This is a genomic window from Chitinophaga sp. OAE865 (genome assembly GCF_040546735.1).
Classification (GTDB): domain Bacteria; phylum Bacteroidota; class Bacteroidia; order Chitinophagales; family Chitinophagaceae; genus Chitinophaga; species Chitinophaga polysaccharea_A.
Genome location: NZ_JBEPOF010000001.1, coordinates 1,767,183 through 1,787,486, shown reverse-complemented (window position 1 = coordinate 1,787,486; position 20,304 = coordinate 1,767,183). Strand labels below are relative to the sequence as shown.

General features: G+C 46.1%; 19 protein-coding genes. 10 read left to right on the top strand and 9 right to left on the bottom strand.

Annotated elements, in window-relative coordinates:
* Positions 1-13: 13 nt before the first annotated feature.
* The 9 genes from ABIE50_RS07530 to ABIE50_RS07490 form a co-directional block, all read right to left on the bottom strand.
* Entirely contained in the window at positions 14-1,318 is a 1,305-nt protein-coding gene (locus ABIE50_RS07530) for a cryptochrome/photolyase family protein (RefSeq protein ID WP_209866890.1), read from the bottom strand.
* Positions 1,319-1,333: 15 nt separating this feature from the next.
* Complete coding sequence (locus ABIE50_RS07525; RefSeq protein ID WP_209866888.1) at positions 1,334-2,173, bottom strand: aminotransferase class IV; 840 nt, start codon at positions 2,171-2,173, stop codon at positions 1,334-1,336.
* Positions 2,174-2,369: 196 nt separating this feature from the next.
* Entirely contained in the window at positions 2,370-3,026 is a 657-nt protein-coding gene (locus ABIE50_RS07520) for a 3-oxoacid CoA-transferase subunit B (RefSeq protein ID WP_354027914.1), read from the bottom strand.
* A 35-nt stretch (positions 3,027-3,061) separates the two neighbouring features.
* Positions 3,062-3,754, bottom strand: coding sequence for a CoA transferase subunit A (locus ABIE50_RS07515; RefSeq protein ID WP_209866886.1), 693 nt, complete (start codon positions 3,752-3,754; stop codon positions 3,062-3,064).
* Between the two features lie 18 nt (positions 3,755-3,772).
* Entirely contained in the window at positions 3,773-4,255 is a 483-nt protein-coding gene (locus tag ABIE50_RS07510; RefSeq protein WP_185937100.1) for a DUF4296 domain-containing protein, read from the bottom strand.
* A 14-nt stretch (positions 4,256-4,269) separates the two neighbouring features.
* A complete protein-coding gene (porD, locus tag ABIE50_RS07505) occupies positions 4,270-5,199 on the bottom strand; it encodes a type IX secretion system protein PorD (protein ID WP_142683741.1) in 930 nt (309 codons plus the stop codon).
* Complete coding sequence (coaBC, locus tag ABIE50_RS07500) at positions 5,192-6,412, bottom strand: bifunctional phosphopantothenoylcysteine decarboxylase/phosphopantothenate--cysteine ligase CoaBC (protein WP_354027913.1); 1,221 nt, start codon at positions 6,410-6,412, stop codon at positions 5,192-5,194. The genes porD and coaBC overlap by 8 nt, the downstream gene beginning before the upstream one ends.
* Before the next feature lie 102 nt (positions 6,413-6,514).
* A complete protein-coding gene (locus ABIE50_RS07495) occupies positions 6,515-6,856 on the bottom strand; it encodes a DNA-directed RNA polymerase subunit omega (RefSeq protein WP_142683742.1) in 342 nt (113 codons plus the stop codon).
* On the bottom strand, positions 6,825-7,655 hold the full coding sequence (locus tag ABIE50_RS07490; protein ID WP_209866885.1) for an outer membrane protein assembly factor BamD: 831 nt from the start codon (positions 7,653-7,655) through the stop codon (positions 6,825-6,827). Before ABIE50_RS07490 ends, ABIE50_RS07495 begins: the two co-directional genes overlap by 32 nt.
* A 450-nt stretch (positions 7,656-8,105) precedes the next feature.
* On the opposite strand from ABIE50_RS07490, the gene mraZ reads away from it, so the two are divergent.
* From mraZ to murC, 10 genes are all read left to right on the top strand, one after another.
* On the top strand, positions 8,106-8,621 hold the full coding sequence (mraZ, locus tag ABIE50_RS07485) for a division/cell wall cluster transcriptional repressor MraZ (protein ID WP_354027912.1): 516 nt from the start codon (positions 8,106-8,108) through the stop codon (positions 8,619-8,621).
* A 12-nt stretch (positions 8,622-8,633) separates the two neighbouring features.
* Positions 8,634-9,545 (top strand): 16S rRNA (cytosine(1402)-N(4))-methyltransferase RsmH, encoded by a 912-nt coding sequence (gene rsmH, locus ABIE50_RS07480; RefSeq protein WP_142683745.1) that lies wholly within the window; start codon positions 8,634-8,636, stop codon positions 9,543-9,545.
* Between the two features lie 98 nt (positions 9,546-9,643).
* Positions 9,644-10,012 carry an FtsL-like putative cell division protein gene (locus tag ABIE50_RS07475; protein WP_260607338.1) on the top strand — a complete coding sequence of 123 codons (369 nt, stop codon included), beginning with the start codon at positions 9,644-9,646 and terminating at the stop codon, positions 10,010-10,012.
* Between the two features lie 209 nt (positions 10,013-10,221).
* Positions 10,222-12,330, top strand: coding sequence for a PASTA domain-containing penicillin-binding protein (locus ABIE50_RS07470; RefSeq protein ID WP_209866883.1), 2,109 nt, complete (start codon positions 10,222-10,224; stop codon positions 12,328-12,330).
* Positions 12,331-13,797, top strand: a complete 1,467-nt coding sequence (locus tag ABIE50_RS07465) for a UDP-N-acetylmuramoyl-L-alanyl-D-glutamate--2,6-diaminopimelate ligase (protein ID WP_209866881.1) — start codon at positions 12,331-12,333, stop codon at positions 13,795-13,797.
* A gap of 86 nt (positions 13,798-13,883) precedes the next feature.
* Positions 13,884-15,143 carry a phospho-N-acetylmuramoyl-pentapeptide-transferase gene (gene mraY / locus ABIE50_RS07460; protein ID WP_209866879.1) on the top strand — a complete coding sequence of 420 codons (1,260 nt, stop codon included), beginning with the start codon at positions 13,884-13,886 and terminating at the stop codon, positions 15,141-15,143.
* A gap of 27 nt (positions 15,144-15,170) precedes the next feature.
* On the top strand, positions 15,171-16,511 hold the full coding sequence (gene murD, locus ABIE50_RS07455; RefSeq protein ID WP_209866877.1) for a UDP-N-acetylmuramoyl-L-alanine--D-glutamate ligase: 1,341 nt from the start codon (positions 15,171-15,173) through the stop codon (positions 16,509-16,511).
* A gap of 67 nt (positions 16,512-16,578) precedes the next feature.
* A complete protein-coding gene (locus tag ABIE50_RS07450; protein ID WP_142683750.1) occupies positions 16,579-17,772 on the top strand; it encodes an FtsW/RodA/SpoVE family cell cycle protein in 1,194 nt (397 codons plus the stop codon).
* 39 nt (positions 17,773-17,811) lie between these two features.
* Complete coding sequence (gene murG, locus ABIE50_RS07445) at positions 17,812-18,903, top strand: undecaprenyldiphospho-muramoylpentapeptide beta-N-acetylglucosaminyltransferase (protein WP_142683751.1); 1,092 nt, start codon at positions 17,812-17,814, stop codon at positions 18,901-18,903.
* 21 nt (positions 18,904-18,924) lie between these two features.
* Positions 18,925-20,292 (top strand): UDP-N-acetylmuramate--L-alanine ligase, encoded by a 1,368-nt coding sequence (gene murC, locus ABIE50_RS07440; RefSeq protein WP_209866875.1) that lies wholly within the window; start codon positions 18,925-18,927, stop codon positions 20,290-20,292.
* Positions 20,293-20,304: the final 12 nt, after the last annotated feature.

Genomic DNA, 20,304 nt, shown 5'->3' with positions numbered 1-20,304 from the left:
CTCACTGCATTTTTTATTTACGGAATGCCTTATTATACACTTCCAGCGCACGTTTACGCGCCTCTTCATGCATCACTACCGGCTTCACATATTCGAATCCTTCAAATTCCGGAACCCATTTACGGATATATTTTAAATCTTTATCAAACTTCTGCATTTGCAGCGCAGGATTAAACACCCTGAAATAAGGCGCCGCATCGCAACCCGAGCCTGCTGCCCATTGCCAGCCGCCATTGTTTGAGGCCAGATCGTAATCCAGTAATTTGGCTGCGAAATAAGCTTCTCCCCAACGCCAATCGATCAACAGGTGTTTAGTTAAAAAGCTGGCAGTGATCATACGCACCCTGTTATGCATAAATCCGGTAGCGTTCAGCTCCCTCATACCTGCGTCCACAATCGGGTAGCCTGTTTCCCCTTTACACCATTTTTCAAACTCAACCTCATTGTTCCGCCACACTATCTTATCATATTCCTTCTTAAAAGAATTCCCAACCACGTGCGGATAATGCCAGAGGATCATCTGGTAAAATTCCCTCCATATCAATTCCTTTGCAAACGTGGCATTAAGCTGCATGGCCCTTTGCATCACCGCGCGTATGCTCACAGTGCCAAACCGCAGGTGAATGCCTAGTCTCGATGTGCCATTCTCAGCCGGGAAGTCACGGGTTTCATCATAATGCCTGATCAGTGTTTCTTCCAGATCTTTTGAAGGAAAATGCTTCTCTCCGGGCGTAAATCCCATTTCTTCCAGGGAAGGAAGCTTTATTACCGGTTGTTTAAAAAGATGCTGATAGTACTTTTTACAGGGATATGGTTTGAGATGAAAAAAGGTGAGGGTATCATACCATTTCCTGCTGTAAGGCGTAAATATCGTATATGGTTCACCGTTATCCTTCACAACTTCGTTCTTTTCCAGTATCACCTGGTCTTTATAACTGTAAAACGATATTCCTTTCCGGCTGAGTTGACTAGCTATAGCAGCATCCCTGTTCTTCGCATATGGCTCATAATCATGATTGGTATAAACGCCGGCCACTTCATATTTATGGGTCCAGTGTTCGAACGCATTTTCGGGTGTACCATAGAATACATCCATCGATGAGCCCAGCTGTTGTAATTGCGCCTGCATTTCTCCAAGTACTTCGTGAATGAAGGTAACCCGACGGTCCTGTTTATCTTCCAGGTCATTAAGTATATGGGTATCAAAAACAAACACCGGTACAACCCGGTTACCGGAACGCAGCGCATAATAGAAAGCTGCCTGGTCGTCCAGCCGCAGATCACGGCGAAACCAGCATAAACTGATCTTTTGTTCCATCCCGGTGATTATTTTTTACAGTATGCTTTCATGCAATACTTCGTGTAAAATAGCGGCGGTAGCGTTGCCATAGCTGCTGTCGCGGAATAAACCCACCCAGCGGATACCATAGATCGCGTTGGTTAAAAATATTTCGTCCGCATTTTCGAGGTCTTCTATATTGAGAGGTTTCTCTTCTATTTTGAACGGTAGTTCTGTTCTCAGCAGGTATTTGCGCATTACGCCGCATACCCCGCCTTCAGACAATGGCGGAGTATACAGCACCTTATTCCGTACTACAAATACATTGGCAATGGTACTATCGGCCACCCTGCCGTATGGATTAAGCAAAATAGCTTCGTTTAGCCGGTGCTGTTTGGCATACATTGCTGCCATTACATATGGCAGACAGTTGTTTGATTTAATTGCAGAGAGCTTATCGCAGCTCTTTTTCACATCAGGGAAGATATCTGTTATCAGCCCGTTATTATTTAATTCCAATACGGTTCTGCTCAATTCCCAGCATTGGATAATATAATTGGGTAAATTATTGACAGGATCATAGAGGCCGCCATCAGAGCGGAATATAGCGAGCCGCACGCGGGCCAGTTGTGATACATTATTCTTGCTGCAGAGCTCCAGTATCTGCTTAACGAAATATGCTTTTGTAAAATGCGCAGGGATATCAAAGTGTAGCAGGTGTAAGCTGGCGAGCAACCGTTCAAAGTGCAGGTCTGCCAGCAATACTTGTCCCTGGTATACTTTCAGGGTTTCAAAAAAGCCATCCCCGTATCTGAAAGATCGATTATCTGCCGTAAAAATCGGGTCAGCTGCAGGAATATATTTACCGTTATAACAAAGAAATCCAACTTGCACCTCGAACTATTTTAGCAAGTAGAAAGGTACCAATTATTTAGGGATTTTTAAGTTTAGAGATTTAGATGTTTTGTTTCAGAGTAGTATGTATTCCAAAAACAAAATATAGGCTATTAAAGCGGGCATTTTAACGAAAATAAAATGCCCTGCTTCCGGGAAGGAGGCAGGGCACGGTAAAGCATATACGAATTTTTCGCTAAATTTTCATTTCAGGGATATCGCCATCAATAACCAGTTTCCCGGCAGTTTTAGCACGGATCTCTTCCACGGTAACGCCGGGTGCACGCTCAAGGAGCTTAAATCCTTCAGGCGTTACATCCAGCACTGCGAGTTCGGTCACAATTTTCTTTACGCAGTTAACACCGGTAAGGGGTAAGGTACAGGCGGGTAATAATTTACTTTCACCTTTGGGATTGGTGTGCATCATGGCTACAATGATGTTCCTGGCAGAAGCTACGAGGTCCATAGCGCCACCCATGCCTTTCACCATTTTGCCCGGGATCTTCCAGTTGGCAATATCACCGGTATCGGATACTTCCATAGCACCCAGCACGGTAAGATCTACCTTGCCGGCGCGGATCATACCAAAGCTTTCTGCAGAATCAAAGAAGCTCCCTCCTGGCAAGAGGGTCACGGTTTCTTTCCCGGCATTGATCAGGTCTGCATCAATATCTTCCGCAACAGGATATGGCCCCATACCAAGTATCCCGTTTTCAGACTGCAGCATAATTGAAATGCCAGCGGGTATATAGTTAGATACCAGTGTAGGAATACCAATGCCCAGGTTCACATACATACCATCCCGCAGTTCCTGCGCAATTCTTTTGGCTATACCATATTTATCGAGCGACATAAAATGTAAGATTTGAGAATGAAAAATTTGATGAACTAGATCTTAACCGTTCTGCGTTCGATCCGTTTTTCATAGTTTCCGCCTTTGAAGATGCGGCGTACATAAATACCCGGCACATGTATCTGATCGGGGTCCAGCTCTCCGGGCTGCACCAGCTCTTCTACCTCAGCAATGGTAATATGCCCGGCACGGGCCATTGAAGTGCTGAAGTTCCTGGTGGTTTTACGGAAAACCAGGTTACCCAGCGTATCACCCTTCCAGGCTTTTACAATAGCGAAATCAGCGTGCAGCGCTAACTCCATCAGGTGAGGTTTTCCATCAAATACCCTTACTTCTTTCCCTTCAGCGATCTCGGTTCCATAACCGGCGGGAGTAAAAAAAGCGGGGATACCCATACCTGCCATTTGTATGCGCGTGGCAAGGGTTCCCTGTGGGATGAGGTCTACCTCCAGCTCACCGGCCAGGAGCTGTCTTTCAAATTCTGCATTTTCGCCTACATAGGAAGACATCATTTTCCTGATCTGCCTGGTTTTCAGTAACAGGCCAAGACCAAAATCATCAACTCCTGCATTATTGGAGATACAGGTGAGGTCTTTCACGCCTTTTTTCACCAGGGCGGTGATACAATTTTCCGGAATTCCACACAAACCAAACCCTCCCAGCATCAGTACCGCGCCATCCCGGATATCTTGTATGGCTTCGTCGGCATTTGCTACTACTTTGTTCATGTTTTGGTGTTTTATAGATTAGGGCTGCCGTTTGATAAAAGGGCGGACGGTATCCACCTTCGGCAGCAATAGCACGCTGTCTGCATATGGGAAAATGCTTTTCATACGGAACCGGAGCGGTGCATTTTCATCCACCGGGTTAGGCAAGCGCTGTTTCCTTGCAGCAATATCAGTTTGAACCATTTGAAATACTTCCTTCAGCCTGTTGGGATGGCTTTCATAATACCGGTAACTTTCCATAAACTCCTTCACACTTACCTTGTGAAGATCCAGTATCTGTTTGTAATAGATCTTCACCTTTTCCTGCCTGAGGGAATCAAAATTAGGCGTGAAAGTAACCTGCATCTGTTGTTCGTTGCTATAGGCGTCTGCAATGGACATATCTACCAGGATCCCTGTCATACGCTCCTTTGAAATATACTTACGCGGCACCTTATCGCCGTCACTGCAGGCGAATAAAAACAACACTAACAAGGCCAGGGTGGCGTATTTCATCATCATATTCATCATAGCTGTTACTTCATCTGTTGATACTTCTGTGCATTGGGCACATCCATCTGGGACAGTAATTCCGCTGCACGGCTTTTCTCCTGTGGTGTGGCACGGGAGAATATTTTCAATAATTCCTGTCCTTTTGAAAGGAAAAAGGTTTGCATCAGCATGGAGTTGGGGATATCCTGGTGGATGGAATAAAGCATGTTCAGGCAGTTCAGGATGGCTGCCCGGCCTTTCATTACATCGTCGTACATCAGGTCCAGCCCCTGCCGGTGGTACTGGTACATCACATCATGAAACTGGAGGAATTTTGCATTGAGGAGATTATCCTGCAGCCAGTAACGGTTGCGGTTCCCTTCAAAAGCTTTCCATCCGGAAATTTCCTTCCCATCCGGTGCATTATTTACAATATTCAGTGCTTTCTTAAAATACAGATCTCCGCCGCGGGGGGAAAAGGAATCATAATCCAGGCCGAGAATGATATTCACGTAGTATGCGAGGATAGCGGTTAAATTGGAGGCCAGCGGGTCGTTGCCCACTACCCTGTTGTCGCTGAATTCCAGTTGCTGAAATTCCACGTAGCGGAAAACCACGTTGGGATCCTGGATGTTCAGCAGGCTGGTTACATAGCTGCTGTTGAATACCGGCCTGGTGGCCTGTATGGTCAATGTTCCCTTGTAGCTGTCGTTCCCCGAGGTACCGGTAATATTCAGCAAGAAATTACATTCTATCCGTTCTGCCGGTGTAAAGGCATCAGCGGCCCAGTGGCGGTTATTGAGGAAGTCCCGGATGGAGTTCTGGAGGGTGGTGAATATTTTTTTATCCACTCCCTGGATCTGTTGGGCTACTACAGATACATTGGCCCTGATTTCCTGGGCTTTAACGGGAGGGCAGCAAAATAGTAAAAAGGCGCCTGCCAACAGCAGGATCAGCGGGAAGCGGTTATGCATGTTGCAATTCGATTATAGCGGAAACAATATCCTGGGCCACGGCCTGTTTGGATTTGAGCGGGAAACTGCGTTCGTTCCCGTTCCTGTCAAACAGCGTTACTTTATTGGTATCATAATTAAACCCTGCACCTGCATCTGCCAGAGAGTTCATCACAATCAGGTCGAGGTTTTTCTCACGCAGTTTTTTCAGTGCATATTCCTTTTCATTGTTTGTTTCCAGGGAGAATCCTACCAGCAGCTGCTGTGGCCCTTTGCGGTCGCCCAATGAGCGGAGTATATCGGGAGTTTTTTCGAGATCGATGTGCAACTGGGCCTCGCCTTTCTTGATCTTTTTATCTGCCACATTTGCCGGGCGGTAATCTGCTACTGCTGCAGCGGCCACTACTATTCTGGCGCCGGGGTACCGGGATGTTACTGCATCAAACATTTCCTGGGCGGTTTGCACGGGGATGGTAGTAATTCCGGGATGGGTTGTTTTCCGGGATGTGGGGCCAAGTACCAGTTGTACGTTAGCGCCGGCATCTGCCAGGGCCTCCGCAATGGCAATACCCATTTTCCCGCTGGAGTGGTTGGTGATATATCGAACGGGATCAATATGCTCTATGGTGGGGCCAGCGGTAACAATGACCGTAGTCCCGTTCAGTGCTTTTTTTCCGTTTTCCTGGCGAAAATGCTGTTCAAGGAAGGCTAGTATCTGTTCGGGCTCCGCCATGCGGCCTTCTCCAAAGAGTCCGCTGGCCAGTTCACCGGATTCCACGGGAATTTGGCGGTGGCCATATGAAATGAGTTTATCCACATTGGCGCGGGTGGCGGGATGGTGCCACATGTCTTCGTCCATTGCCGGGGCAAACAGCACCGGGCAGGTGGCAGACAGGTATACGGCCAGCAGGAGGTTGTCGCACAGGCCCAGGGCCATTTTAGCGAGGGTATTGGCGGAAGCGGGTGCAATGAGCATTACATCTGCCCACCGGCCAAGCATAACATGGTTATTCCAGCTATTATGGTCGCTGATATTCAGGGGAACCTCGTTCTTAGAAAGGGTGGCCAGGGTGAGGGGGGTAATAAAACCGGCAGCTGCAGTGGTCATCACCACTTTCACTTCAGCTCCTTCCTTTACCAGCAGGCGGATAAGGGTAGCTGCTTTATAGGCGGCAATACTGCCGCTCACCCCGAGCAGGATTTTCTTTCCTTGTAGCATTTTGATAGCGTCCATGGACATATATAAAAACAAAAGCGGCAGAAATCATTCTGCCGCCATGAAATTAATATTTTTATTTTTCGCAATCGCGCACCTCACAAAATAATGTGTGGCGGATCAGCTAAACAAATCGTCGTCGTTCTTGCGGAAATAAATTTTATTGTCCAGGAACTCCTGAGTAGCCTGGATAGCCGGATTTGCCAGTCTTTCATAAAAACGGGAAATCTCGATCTGCTCCTTGTTCTCGTGCACTTCCTCGAGGTTGTCAGTATGGCTGGCAAACTCTTCCAGTTTGGAATGGAGCTCCTCTTTCACGGAAATATTGATCTGATTGGCGCGTTTGGCTATCACGGCAATAGACTCATATAAATTACCAGTTCTGTTCTTAATATCGGTAGTGTTTTTGGTTTCTACCCAGGGATTAAGGCTACTGGTTAGACTTCGCTTTAATTTGCTCATTATCCAGTGTTTTTATGTTGTTTTGTGCTAAGGTATAAAATTTTTCGGCATCAGGCTTTAATTTGCTGTTCGGGTAGTGATCCGCGAAATCCAGGTATTCGTCGAGAACCGTTGCGTAGCGCTCTTTTTGTCTCTCCGGAATGCTGTTTTTAGCATAATTATAGTAAGATCTGATGGCCATTACTTTGTAACTGTCGCTTTTATCAGAGTCGGGGTAGTTGCGCATCAGATTTTTGAAGGCAATACCGGCGGCTTTGTAGAAGCCCAGGTTATAATACAGTTCAGCGCTGGAGAACTCTTTCTTTTCCAGTTTACGCCTGCACAGCTCAATCACCAGGTTGGCTTCCGACACTTTATCGGCGGTAGGATAGTTATTGATGAAGGTTTGCATGGCAGCAATGGCCTTCATGGTATTGGTCTGATCCAGCGATACCTTGGGCGATTGTTTATAATAGCAATATGCCTGCATATAATCTATCTCTACAGCCCTGGGGCTGTTTGGGAACAGGTCCAGGTAGTTTTTGAACTGGAACGCTGCCTGAACATAATCCTTTACATAATAAGAACAATATGCGAAATTGTAATACATAGGCTCAAACTTATCAGTACCCTTATACACCTGTACAAGATCTGTATAGAGTGTTATTGCCGTATTGTATTTTTTCTTCTGGAACAGCTGGTTCGCGTAGTCCAACTTTTTCTCAAAGTTGTTGCTTTTCTCTATTCTCCGTAACTGGTTGTTACAGGAGGCAGATACAATAACCACAAGAACACTGATGTACAATAAAAATTTCCGCATAAAAGAGTGGCAAAATTAAGAATTAAATGTAAATGTAAGGCAGAGAGATTTTCATTGCTGTTAAAATTTTGCAAAAGAGGGAATTAAATCGCCGAAAGAGGGGTTTTCCACTATGGCTGAGCCGGCGGATGTTATCCCCCGGGGTGATGCAGAATCTACTTTTTGTTATTCGAGGTATACTAAAACCTCTATTAAGTTATAAAAATATATAACGTATAAATATTTTCCTGTTGTCATTTTCCCACCTGTTGTTATCCGGTATAAGTCTTACGCTACAGGCTATCTACAAGTTATAAACACACAAATACGGGTTATCAACACATTATTAACACGCAATCTTATCTAATACACCATTTTAGTGCATAAATGGCAGGAAAAGGGCGCTGATGGAGGCATTGGCATCTGTGGAAAAAATTTATAAAGTATTTTTTCGTTAAAAAGTGGGAAAAAGTGTTATTTTGTGTTAGAAAAGGATTTTCAAGGACTTTGCCCCATGGTATGACAGGATTTCTCGGTGAATATGAATCGACGCTGGACGCAAAAGGACGCTTTCTGTTACCTGCCGGGTTTAAAAAGCAGCTAACAGACGGGGCCGGAGACCAGTTTGTGATTAACCGAGGGTTTGAAAAATGCTTGTCCCTGTATCCCATGAATGAATGGCAGCCAATTTTTGAGCGTATCAGCAAGTTGAATGACTTTGATCCAAAAGTAAGGGAATTCAGACGTTACTTCTTAAACGGGGCTACTATTCTGGAGTTAGACAGCGCAGGAAGACTGCTGGTACCAAAAAACCTGCTGTCCTACGCCAATCTGGAAAAAGATATTGTGCTGGCAGCAGCAACCAATAAAATCGAGATCTGGGATAAAGGTAAATACCAGGAGTTCTTTGAAAATTTCTCACCGGGAGCGTTCAGTGATCTAGCTCAACAGGTAATGGGAGGAGGAGACAACAACATATCAATTTAAAGAGGGGAGCATATGGGCGAGCAACAATATCATTTACCCGTTCTGCTACTCGAAACAACGGAGCTGCTACAGATAAATCCCGATGGGATCTATGTAGACGCCACGTTTGGAGGCGGAGGACATTCAAGGGCCATACTTGGAAAACTAGGTGAAAAAGGACGGCTGATAGTATTTGATCAGGACGAAGATGCTTACCAAAACAGGATTATAGACGAACGCGTAACTTTTGTACAACAAAATTTCCGTCATCTGCAACGCTTTCTGAAACTACATAAAGCTGATCAGGTAGACGGCGTACTGGCGGATCTGGGCGTTTCATCGCACCAGTTCGACACTGCAGAAAGAGGATTCAGTACCCGCTTCGATGGCGATCTGGATATGCGGATGGATACACGGACAGCATTTACTGCCGCCCAATTGCTGGCCACATGGGGAGAAGCAAGGTTACAACAGATTTTCCAGGACTACGGAGAAGTAACCAATGCAAAAACCCTGGCTCAAACAATTGTAAAGCAGCGCAAAACACACCCCATGCGCACCATCACAGAATTCAAATCCGTGATCCAGCCTATTGTAAAAGGCAATCCGCAAAAATACCTGGCACAGGTTTTCCAGGCATTGCGTATAGCCGTTAACGATGAACTGGGCGCTCTGAAAGATTTACTGGAACAGGCTACAAATGTGCTGAAACCCGGAGGAAGGCTTGCCATCATCACTTTCCACTCACTGGAAGACAGGATGGTGAAAAATTTTATGAAGACAGGAAGTTTTGAAGAAGCACCGGAAGATCCGTTCGCAAAAGAAACACCCCCTAAATTGTTCAGATTAATCACAAAAAAACCGGTTACCGCCAGTGATGCAGAATTGAAGCTTAATGGAAGATCCAGAAGTGCAAAGCTGAGGGTGGCCGAAAAACAAGCGTGACGCGGTTCAAACCGCCCATCACATCCTACCCTATCCTATACACATCCGTTTTGATTTGCGTTCAGGTTTATATTGTCAATTTTAAAAAGACATAGCGCGTGGGAGACGATTTAGAAAAGATACAGGAAAATCCGGCGGAGGAAAACATCATCCCACCGGAACGTAAAGAATGGCGTTTGCGCATCAACTACAGAGCGTTGGTGCAAAACATGCCCTTTATCGGGTTCCTTTCCCTCCTGGCTTTGATCTACATTGCCAATAGCCATCTCGCTGAAAAGAAAATCCGGCGCATTAACAAACTGGGCAAAGAAATTAAAGAGCTGAAGTGGGAGTATATCAATGTGAAAAGTGAGCTCATGTTTCGAAGCAAGATGAGTGAGGTCAGTAAATCCGTAGAGCCGCTGGGCCTTAAACAACTCAGCTCCCCTCCACAGAAGATTGTACTGAAAAAGGAAACAGAAAAATGATTTTAATACTGATGCCTGACGCTGCCCGCCTGACCCATAACTCAGGTCGGGGATGCTGGTAAATCAAATCAATGGCAAGCATCTCAATTATAAATGCAGCCAGTGTCAGGTATCTTCTTATAAGTTATCAGCCTTTAGCCGTCAGCCGTTTGCCTCAGGGTAAACAGTTGACAGCTAAAGGCTAAAAGGTAAAATGGTAATACAACATCGTGGATGTAAAAAAGGACATATTGTGGAGAGTGTATCTGTGCCTCATCGGCATGGCGCTGTTTAGCATCGCTATACTGGTGAAAGTGTTCTATATCCAGAACGTACAGGGCAACTACTGGCGCAGTATGGCCGATAGCCTGCATACCGGGTACGTGGCGCTGGACGCGGAAAGAGGCACCATCTACTCGGAGGAAGGCAGGATGCTGTCGACCTCCATTCCTTATTTCGACATCCGGATAGATTTTGCAGCAGACGGCCTCCGGGACAAAAACGGCCAGGTGTTCAAGGAAAACCTCGACTCCCTGTCTTACCGCCTCTCCCAGATATTCACCGACCGTAGCAAAGCATCCTGGAAACAACAACTACAGGAAGGATATAAATCAAAGGACCGTTACTTTTTATTAAAAAGAGACGTGCCTTTTAATCAATACCAGGAATTACGCAACTTCCCGATGTTCCGCCTCGGCAAAAACAAAGGCGGCATGATCGCTGAATCAAAAAGTAAGCGCATCAATCCCTTTAAACTGCTTGCCAACAGAACCATCGGACTGGCGCGTGAGAATTCCCAGAGCGTAGGCCTCGAAAGAACCTACAATGAATATTTGAAAGGCGTTACAGGTAAAAGACTGATGCGCCGCATCGCAGGTGGGACCTATGTGCCCGTTGACGGTTACGATATTGAACCCGAAAACGGCCGCGATATAGTGACCACCATAGATGTGAACATGCAGGATATCGTGGAAACAGCCCTCATGAACATGATGGTGCAGAACGAAGCCGAACACGGCACCTGCATCCTGATGGAGGTGAAAACAGGTAAAATAAAAGCTATAGCCAACCTCGGCAAACAACCCGACGGCAACGGCTACTGGGAAGATATGAACTATGCACTGCAGGTAGCAGAACCCGGTTCCACTTTCAAACTGGCCACCGTGATCGCAGTGCTGGAAGATAAATACGCCACCATGAATTCCATGGTAAACATGGACGGTGGCCGCTGGCAGGTAGGCCGCAGAACCGTATTCGATTCTGAGCCCCACCCCGGCCCGCAAAACGTAACTATCAAACATGCCTTTGAGCTGAGCTCAAATGTAGGCATGGCAAAACTGGCCTACCAGTTCTATAACCGGCAACCCAACAAGTTCGTAGCCCATCTGAAAAAATTAAGGCTCGATCAGTTTACCGGTATAGATCTCATCGGCGAAGGAAGACCAGTCATTAAAACAACTGCTTCCAAAACATGGAGCGCTACCTCCCTGCCCTGGATGGCATTCGGGTATGAAGTACTTATCAGCCCGCTGCAAACGTGCATGCTGTACAATGCAGTGGCCAACAACGGGAAAATGATGAAGCCCTACCTCGTCAATTCCATACAGGAATACGGCCAGGTAGTAAAACAGTTTGAGCCTACCGTATTAATGGACAGCATCTGCTCACAAAGCACGCTGAAACAGGTACAGGCCATGCTGGAAGGCGTACCGGTTAATGGTACCGCGAAGAAGTTGCGCAGCCAGTTCTACACCTTCGCAGCCAAAACAGGTACCGCACTCGTGGCTAACGGTAACCGCGGGTACGCAGATAAAATATACCAGTCGTCATTCGCCGGATACTTCCCGGCAAATGATCCGCAGTACACCTGCGTGGTAGTTATAAAAAACAAACCGCATGCTTTGCACTTTTACGGTGCAGGCGTTGCGGGTCCCGTGTTTAGGGAAGTGGCAGATAAACTGTACGCTATCGCGGTGGAAAGACAAAAACCCATGCAGGCAACCATGCAACTGGATACCCTGCTGTCACTGAAAAATGGCAAAGGCAGTGAATGGAAACAGATCCTGGGTAAACTGCAGCTGCCTATCAGCAACGCCCCAGCTAACAACAGCTGGGTAAGCGCCAGGGTAGCAGACCGCAAAATTGCTTTTGAACAGGTAACGCAAACAAAAGGCGCTGTGCCGGATGTTACCGGAATGGGTCTCAAAGATGCCCTGTACCTGCTCGAAAACGCCGGGCTACGCGTAGTAGTTAAAGGCGCCGGTAAAGTGAAAATGCAGTCACTCCCCGGCGGAACAAAAATAGGAAACGAACAAACCATCGTAATAGAACTGAGCTAGATGAAAACGCTGCGCGACATATTGTATAATGTAAGCATCCTGGCAGTGCATGGTAATACCGATGTTACCATTCACGCACTCGCCACCGACTCCAGGTCAATAAAGCCCGGAGATGCTTTCATTGCGGTGAAGGGCGTACACACAGACGGACATGTGTATATTGAAAAAGCGATTGGTTTGGGCGCAGCAGCGGTGATCTGTGAAACGTTACCTGAACAACTGGCTGATAATATATGCTATGTACAGGTAAGCAACAGTGCCGCCAGCAGCGGTATCATGGCGGGCAACTTCTATGATAACCCTTCCCATAAAATACAACTGGTAGGCGTTACCGGCACCAACGGGAAAACAACCATTGCCACCCTGCTGTTCCGGTTGTTTACCAAACTGGGATACCACTGCGGATTATTATCCACAGTACAAAATCAGATAGGCGACACCGTTATACCGGCCACACATACCACGCCCGATCCCATCAGCCTGAATGCCCTGCTGGCACAGATGGTGGACGACGGCTGCCTGTACGTGTTCATGGAAGTGAGCTCCCATGCCATTCACCAGCAACGTATTGCCGGGCTAAAATTCGCGGGGGGCATCTTCAGTAATATCACCCACGACCACCTGGATTATCATAAAACCTTTGATGAATATATCCGGGTAAAGAAATCGTTCTTTGATAACCTGCCTTCCTCTGCTTTTGCCCTCACCAACCTGGACGACAAAAGAGGAATGGTGATGCTGCAGAATACAAAAGCGAAGAAAGCTACATACAGCCTGCGCACACTGGCTGATTTCAAGGGCAAGATCCTGGAAAATAATCTCACAGGATTAATCATGCTGGTAGGAGATACGGAAGTGCATTTCCGCCTGATCGGTGAGTTTAATGCGTATAACCTGCTGGCTGTTTATGGTGCTGCAGTATCACTTGGTATAGATAAAGCCAAAGTGTTACAGGCGCTGAGCGACACCACAGGTGCGGAAGGAAGATTTGATTACATCATTTCAGATAAAGAACAGATCATCGCCATCGTTGATTACGCACATACGCCGGATGCATTAAAAAATGTACTGGCCACCATCAAAAATCTGCGCAAAGGCAATGAACAGGTGATCACGGTAGTTGGTTGCGGCGGAGACAGGGATACCACAAAGCGCCCGGTGATGGGAGATGTGGCAGTGGAAAACAGCGACCGTGTTATTCTTACCTCCGATAATCCCCGCTCGGAAGACCCGGCGGAAATTATCAGGGAAATGGAAGCCGGCATTCCTGTTCACCTGAAAAAGAAAGCCATTTCCATTACCGACAGGAAAGAAGCCATTAAAACGGCGCTGTCGCTTGCTAACCGGGAAGATATTATCCTGGTGGCCGGTAAAGGACATGAAAAATACCAGGAGATCAAAGGCGTAAAACATCACTTCGATGATAAAGAAGTGCTGCTGGAGCTGATGAAAATACTGGAGAAATAAACTAAAACTGAAGAACAGATACTTAATAATCCAATGACTTAAAAGCCTGTACTCCTGCAGCGGGGAACAGGTTACGACTAAAACATATGTTATATTATTTTTTAAATTACCTGAAAACAGAATTTAAGATCAGCGTCATCGGCGGTGGTATGTTTCAGTATATCACTTTCCGTGTAACGATGGCATTGTTGCTGTCGCTGGTGATTTCTTTGCTGTTTGGTAAAAGGATTATTAAATTTCTTCAGAAAAAACAGATCGGTGAAACCATCCGGGAACTGGGCCTGCAGGGCGAGAACTCTAAAAAGGGCACCCCAACCATGGGCGGGCTTATTATTCTATCCGCCATTGTAATCCCTACCCTGCTGTTTGCACAGATAGCCAATGTGTATATCTGGCTGATATTATTATCCACTGTATGGTTAGGGCTGATAGGTTTCCTGGATGATTATATCAAAGTATTTAAGAAGAATAAAGAAGGACTGGCAGGACGTTTCAAGATCATGGGCCAGGTAGGACTTGGCTTGATCGTTGGCTGTACCCTTTATTTCAATACAGATGTGGTGGTATCACGTGAAGTAATAGGAGCAAAGCCACTGGCGCCGTATGAAAGACAGGTGACCAATCACCCGGAACGTGTAACCCGCGACGGGCACCGTTTTGTGGATGTTAAAACACCCATCACCACTATTCCGTTCGTAAAAAACCATGAGTTCAATTATTCCAAACTGATCTCCTGGATCCCGGGAGCAGAAAAATATACGTTCGTTCTTTACATCCTGATAGTCATCTTTATTATTACCGCAGTATCAAACGGCGCTAATCTTACAGACGGACTGGATGGACTGGCAACAGGCGTTTCAGGTATTATAGGTATAGGGCTTGGCATCTTTGCTTATGTATCAGGTAACATCCAGTTTGCGGAATACCTGAACATCATGTACATACCCAATCTTGGTGAGCTTTCTATTTTCATTGCAGCCTTTGTGGGCGGATGTATCGGCTTCCTTTGGTATAACGCTTACCCGGCGCAGGTTTTCATGGGCGACACCGGTAGCCTTGCATTGGGTGGTATCATCGCTTCCCTTGCCATTATTGTGCGGAAAGAATTGCTGATCCCCATCTTCTGCGGCGTATTCCTGGTGGAATCATTATCAGTGATGTTACAGGTATCTTACTTTAAATACACCAAGAAGAAATATGGCGAAGGCCGGCGCATCCTGAAAATGTCGCCGCTGCATCACCACTACCAGAAGATCGGTTATCATGAAAGTAAAATATCAGTGCGGTTCTGGATCGTGACCATCATGTGCGTGGTAGCAGGTATTGCAACATTAAAAATGAGATAATAATAAAAAGCAGGCAGACTAAACGAAATGGGATATAAACTTATCATATTAGGAGCAGGAGAAAGCGGAATAGGAGCGGCTTTGCTGGGAAAACAGCAAGGGTATGAAGTATTTGTATCCGATGGAGGAACTATAAAAGATAACTATAAACAGGAACTGGCGGTAAACCAGATATCTTTTGAAGAAGGACATCATTCCTGGGATATCATACTGGATGCAAACGAAATTGTTAAAAGTCCAGGTATTCCCGAAAAGTCGGAACTGATGAAAAAGGTACGCGAAAAAGGCATACCTGTGATTTCTGAAATTGAGCTGGCCTACCGTTTCTCGACAGGTAAAAAGATCATTGCCATCACCGGCAGCAACGGCAAAAGCACCACTACTGCCCTCACCTATCACATCTTTAAAAACGCAGGTTTGGATGTAGCTATGGTAGGCAATATTGGCGTAAGCTATGCAAGGCAGGTGGCAACCGCACCAGCGGAGTATTATGTGATTGAAATCAGCAGCTTTCAGCTGGATGACATTAAGGACTTCAAACCCAATGTGGCCATCCTGCTGAACATTACGCCTGATCACCTGGATCGCTACGACTATAAAATGGAAAATTACGTAGCCTCCAAATTCAGAATTGCCATGAACCAGACAGCTGAAGACTACTTCATCTACTGCATGGATGATCCTGAGATCATGCGACATTTAGCGCAGCAACCCATTTATTCAGCATCAATACCTTTTACCATCATGAAACCACTGAAAGAAGGCGGCTCTATTGCCAACGACCAGTTGCACATAGATGTCAATGGAGAACCGGTTATCATGTCAATGTATGACCTGTCTTTAAAGGGAAAACACAATCTGTATAATTCAATGGCAGCAGCAATTGCAGGCAGGACCATGGATATAAGAAATGAAAAGATCCGCGAGAGCCTTGCGTCATTCGAGAGTCTTGAACACCGCATGGAATATGTGACCACGGTGAGAGGTGTGGATTTTATAAACGATAGCAAAGCCACCAATGTAAACTCAGTTTGGTTTGCACTGGAAAGTTTTGATAAACCGATTGTGCTTATCATGGGCGGCGTGGATAAAGGCAACGACTACGATGCCATCCGCGATCTCGTGAAAGAAAAGGTAAAAGCAATTATTTGTATGGGTGTGGACAACACCCCCATCTTTACGGCGTTATCAAAAGACACACCGGTGATGATCAACACCACCAGTATGCACGATGCCGTACAGGAAGCTTTTAAACAGGCAGCAAAGGGAGACATCGTTTTATTATCGCCCGCCTGCGCCAGCTTTGATCTTTTTAAAAATTACGAAGACCGTGGAAGGAAATTTAAAGAAGAAGTAAAAGCATTGTAAACAGGTGCTGATAAACAGAATAAAGGGTTACATCTAAAAAAACAAAAGAAAACAAAAACAGGAACCGATGGCATTGCTCTATAGAACAAAAGGCGACAAGGTTATCTGGGCGGTAGTACTTTTTCTATCGCTGGTAAGCCTGCTTGCTGTATATAGCGCTACCGGCTCACTTGCCTACCGTGAAAGAGGCGGCCATACGGAGTATTATCTCCTGAAGCAGCTTACGGTACTGGCTATGGGGCTGGTGATCATCTATTTTGCTCACCGCGTGAATTATACCATTTATTCCCGCGTGGCGCAGATAGGCTTCCTTATATCCATACCATTGCTGATGTACACGCTGGCCTTTGGTTCCAATATCAATGAAGCCAGCAGGTGGATCAAGCTGCCCATCATTAACCTTACCTTCCAGACATCGGATGTGGCCAAACTCGCCATATTCATGTATGTAAGCAGGCAGTTATCAAGAAGGCAAAACCTGATCGACGATTTCAAAAAGGGATTTCTGCCCATCATCATCCCGGTTGGCATCATCTGCGCGCTGATCATGCCCGCCAATATGAGCACTGCGCTCCTGCTGGGAGCCAGCTGTATGCTACTCTGCTTTATAGGCAGGGTACCCATCAGGTTCCTGGCCTCCATGGTGGCCGCAGGAGCAGTATTAATAGTACTTCTTTTCATGGTGGCGAAACTCACATCAATGGAAATGCGTACCAAAACCTGGGAAAAACGTATCGATAACTTTATTCACGGTGATCATACAGAAACACCCTACCAGGTACAGCAGGCCAACATTGCCATAGCGGGTGGCGGACTACTGGGAAAAGGACCCGGCAATAGTACACAACGTAACTTCCTGCCGCATGCCTATTCCGATTATATCTATGCTACCATCATAGAAGAATATGGCATGTTTGGAGCTTTCCTGATACTGGCGGCTTATATGATTTTATTATTGAGAAGTATCAGGATCTATAAAAGATGTCCTTATGCTTTTGGGGCATTCCTGGCAGTAGGACTCAGTGTGACATTGGTAATACAGGCATTAACCAATATGGCGGTAAACGTACAGCTGTTCCCGGTTACAGGGCTTCCACTCCCACTGGTGAGTATGGGTGGATCTTCGGTATTGTTTACCAGCATGGCCATCGGTATCATCCTGAGTGTGTCCCGCAACGTGGAAGAAATGGAAGGAAAACAGGCAGAGAAAGAACGTTTGGAAAGAGTTATTGCGCAGGCGGAAAACGCTGCCGTCGCTTAATACGTATTTATAACAATAATTAGTAATCAGGAACAACACATGCAACGCAAAGTGATCATAGCAGGCGGCGGTACGGGAGGACACATCTTCCCGGCGATAGCGATCGCGAATGCGTTGAAAAAAATAGAACCGGACATCAACATATTATTTGTAGGTGCTACCGGGAAAATGGAAATGGAGAAAGTGCCGCAGGCAGGTTATCCGATAGAAGGACTGGAAATAGCCGGTTTTAACAGGAGCAATATCTTCAAAAATATCCTGCTGCCTTTTAAGATATGGAAAAGCCTTCGCCGTGCAAAGGCCATCCTGCAAAACTTCCAGCCGGATGTAGTAGTGGGTGTGGGTGGATACGCCAGCTTTCCGATGCTGAACAGGGCACAGAAAAATGGTACGCCTACCCTGATACAGGAACAGAACTCCTTTGCAGGGAAAACAAATAAAATACTGGGCAAGAAAGCGAAGAAGATCTGTGTGGCATATGATGGTATGGATAAATTTTTCCCGGCTGAAAAACTGGTAATGACCGGTAATCCTGTGAGAAACAGCATATCACAGTCGGCCGTAACGCGTGAAGACGCCCTGCAGCATTTCGGGCTGAGCACCGCAAAGCAAACCATCTTCGCCGTAGGTGGCAGCCTGGGGGCTAAGTCCATTAACGAAGGATTGCAACCGCTCCTGAAAGAGATAGCGGGAAAAGATATTCAGCTGATCTGGCAAACAGGGAAGCTTTATTACGAAACAGCAAAAGCTGCCGCTGCGCCATATGGATCGCATATTAAAGTATACGACTTCATCAACGTGATGGACTTTGCTTACAAAGCAGCAGACGTAGTGTTATCAAGAGCCGGTGCATTGGCGATCGCGGAATTATGTGTAGTGAAGAAGCCGGTGATATTTGTGCCTTACCCGTTTGCAGCGGAAGATCACCAAACATCCAACGCCATGAACCTGGTTAATAAACAGGCAGGGCTGATCATTAAAGATGAAGAGGTGCCTGCACAACTGGGTAATGTGTTGTTCAGCCTTTTGCAAAACAAAGCGCTGATGGAACAACTGGAAAGCAATATCGGCAAGCTGGGCAATCCTCATGCTGATGTAACAATTGCCAACCAGGTGCTGGGAATTATTTAGAAGATTTTTTTAGAAGAATATATGGATTTGAACAACATACAAAGGGTTTATTTCATCGGCATCGGTGGTATTGGCATGAGCGCCATTGCACGCTTCTTCAATGAGAAGGGAGTGCAGGTAAGCGGTTATGACCGTACCTCCACAGCGCTTACAAAGCAGCTGGAGGCAGAAGGTATGCAAATCCACTATACAGACGATATTAACCTGATCGATAAAGCGGCTACCCTTGTAGTGTACACACCGGCAATTCCGGCTACACACACAGAGTTGCAGTGGCTGCGTGACAATGGCTATGAAGTGGTAAAGCGCAGTGATGTGCTGCAGGAAATTACCCGTTCTTTGTTTGCCATCACCGTGGCAGGCACACATGGTAAAACAACTGTTTCTACCATGATCGCTCACCTGCTTACCGATAGCGGTTATGGCTGTAATGCTTTCCTGGGTGGTATCAGTGTAAACTATAATAAAAATTTCTGGAGCAGCGAAAAAGCGGTAGCAGTAATTGAAGCAGATGAATACGACCGTTCTTTCCTGAAATTAAGTCCGGATATAGCAGTGCTGACTGCCATGGATGCAGACCACCTGGATATTTACGGCACACCGGAAGCAATGGAAGACGCCTTTATCCAGTATACACATAACATCAAGCCCAATGGCACGCTGATTGCTAAGTTCGGCCTGCACCGCAACAAAGAGCTGAATGCAACAAACAAGTTGCTGTACAGTTTACAAAACGATGCTGCCAACGCTTACGCCGCCAACATCCGCATGATCAACGGCGGATACGAGTTTGATGTAATGCAGCAGGACTGGATGATCGATGACGTTGTAATGCACATTGGAGGCATGCACAACGTGGAAAACGCAGTAGCCGCTATTACAGTAGCACAGCTGCTGGGAATAGACGCCGCCAGGATCCGTGCTGCCATCGCCAGTTTTAAAGGCATCAAACGGAGATTTGAATATGCGGTAAAAACAGATCAACAGGTATATATCGATGATTATGCACACCATCCGGAAGAATTGCGTGCATTGATCACCAGTGCAAAGGCATTGTTTCCCGGGAAAAAATGCACGGTTATTTTCCAGCCGCACTTATTTACCCGCACCCGTGACCTGGCAGATGGCTTTGCAGAAAGCCTGTCCCTGGCAGACGAAGTAATACTGCTCCCTATCTACCCGGCACGTGAGCTGCCGATAGCGGGGGTAAGCAGCGAAATGATCGCGGATAAAATAACAGTGCCTGTAAAAATTTTATCAAAAGAAGATGTAATGGAATATCTGGGAAAGCACGATGTTCCGTTACTCATCACAGCAGGGGCAGGAGATATAGATCAGTTAAAAGAACCTGTAGCTCATCTCCTTAAAAACAAAACAACATTACATTAAAAAATAAAAAGC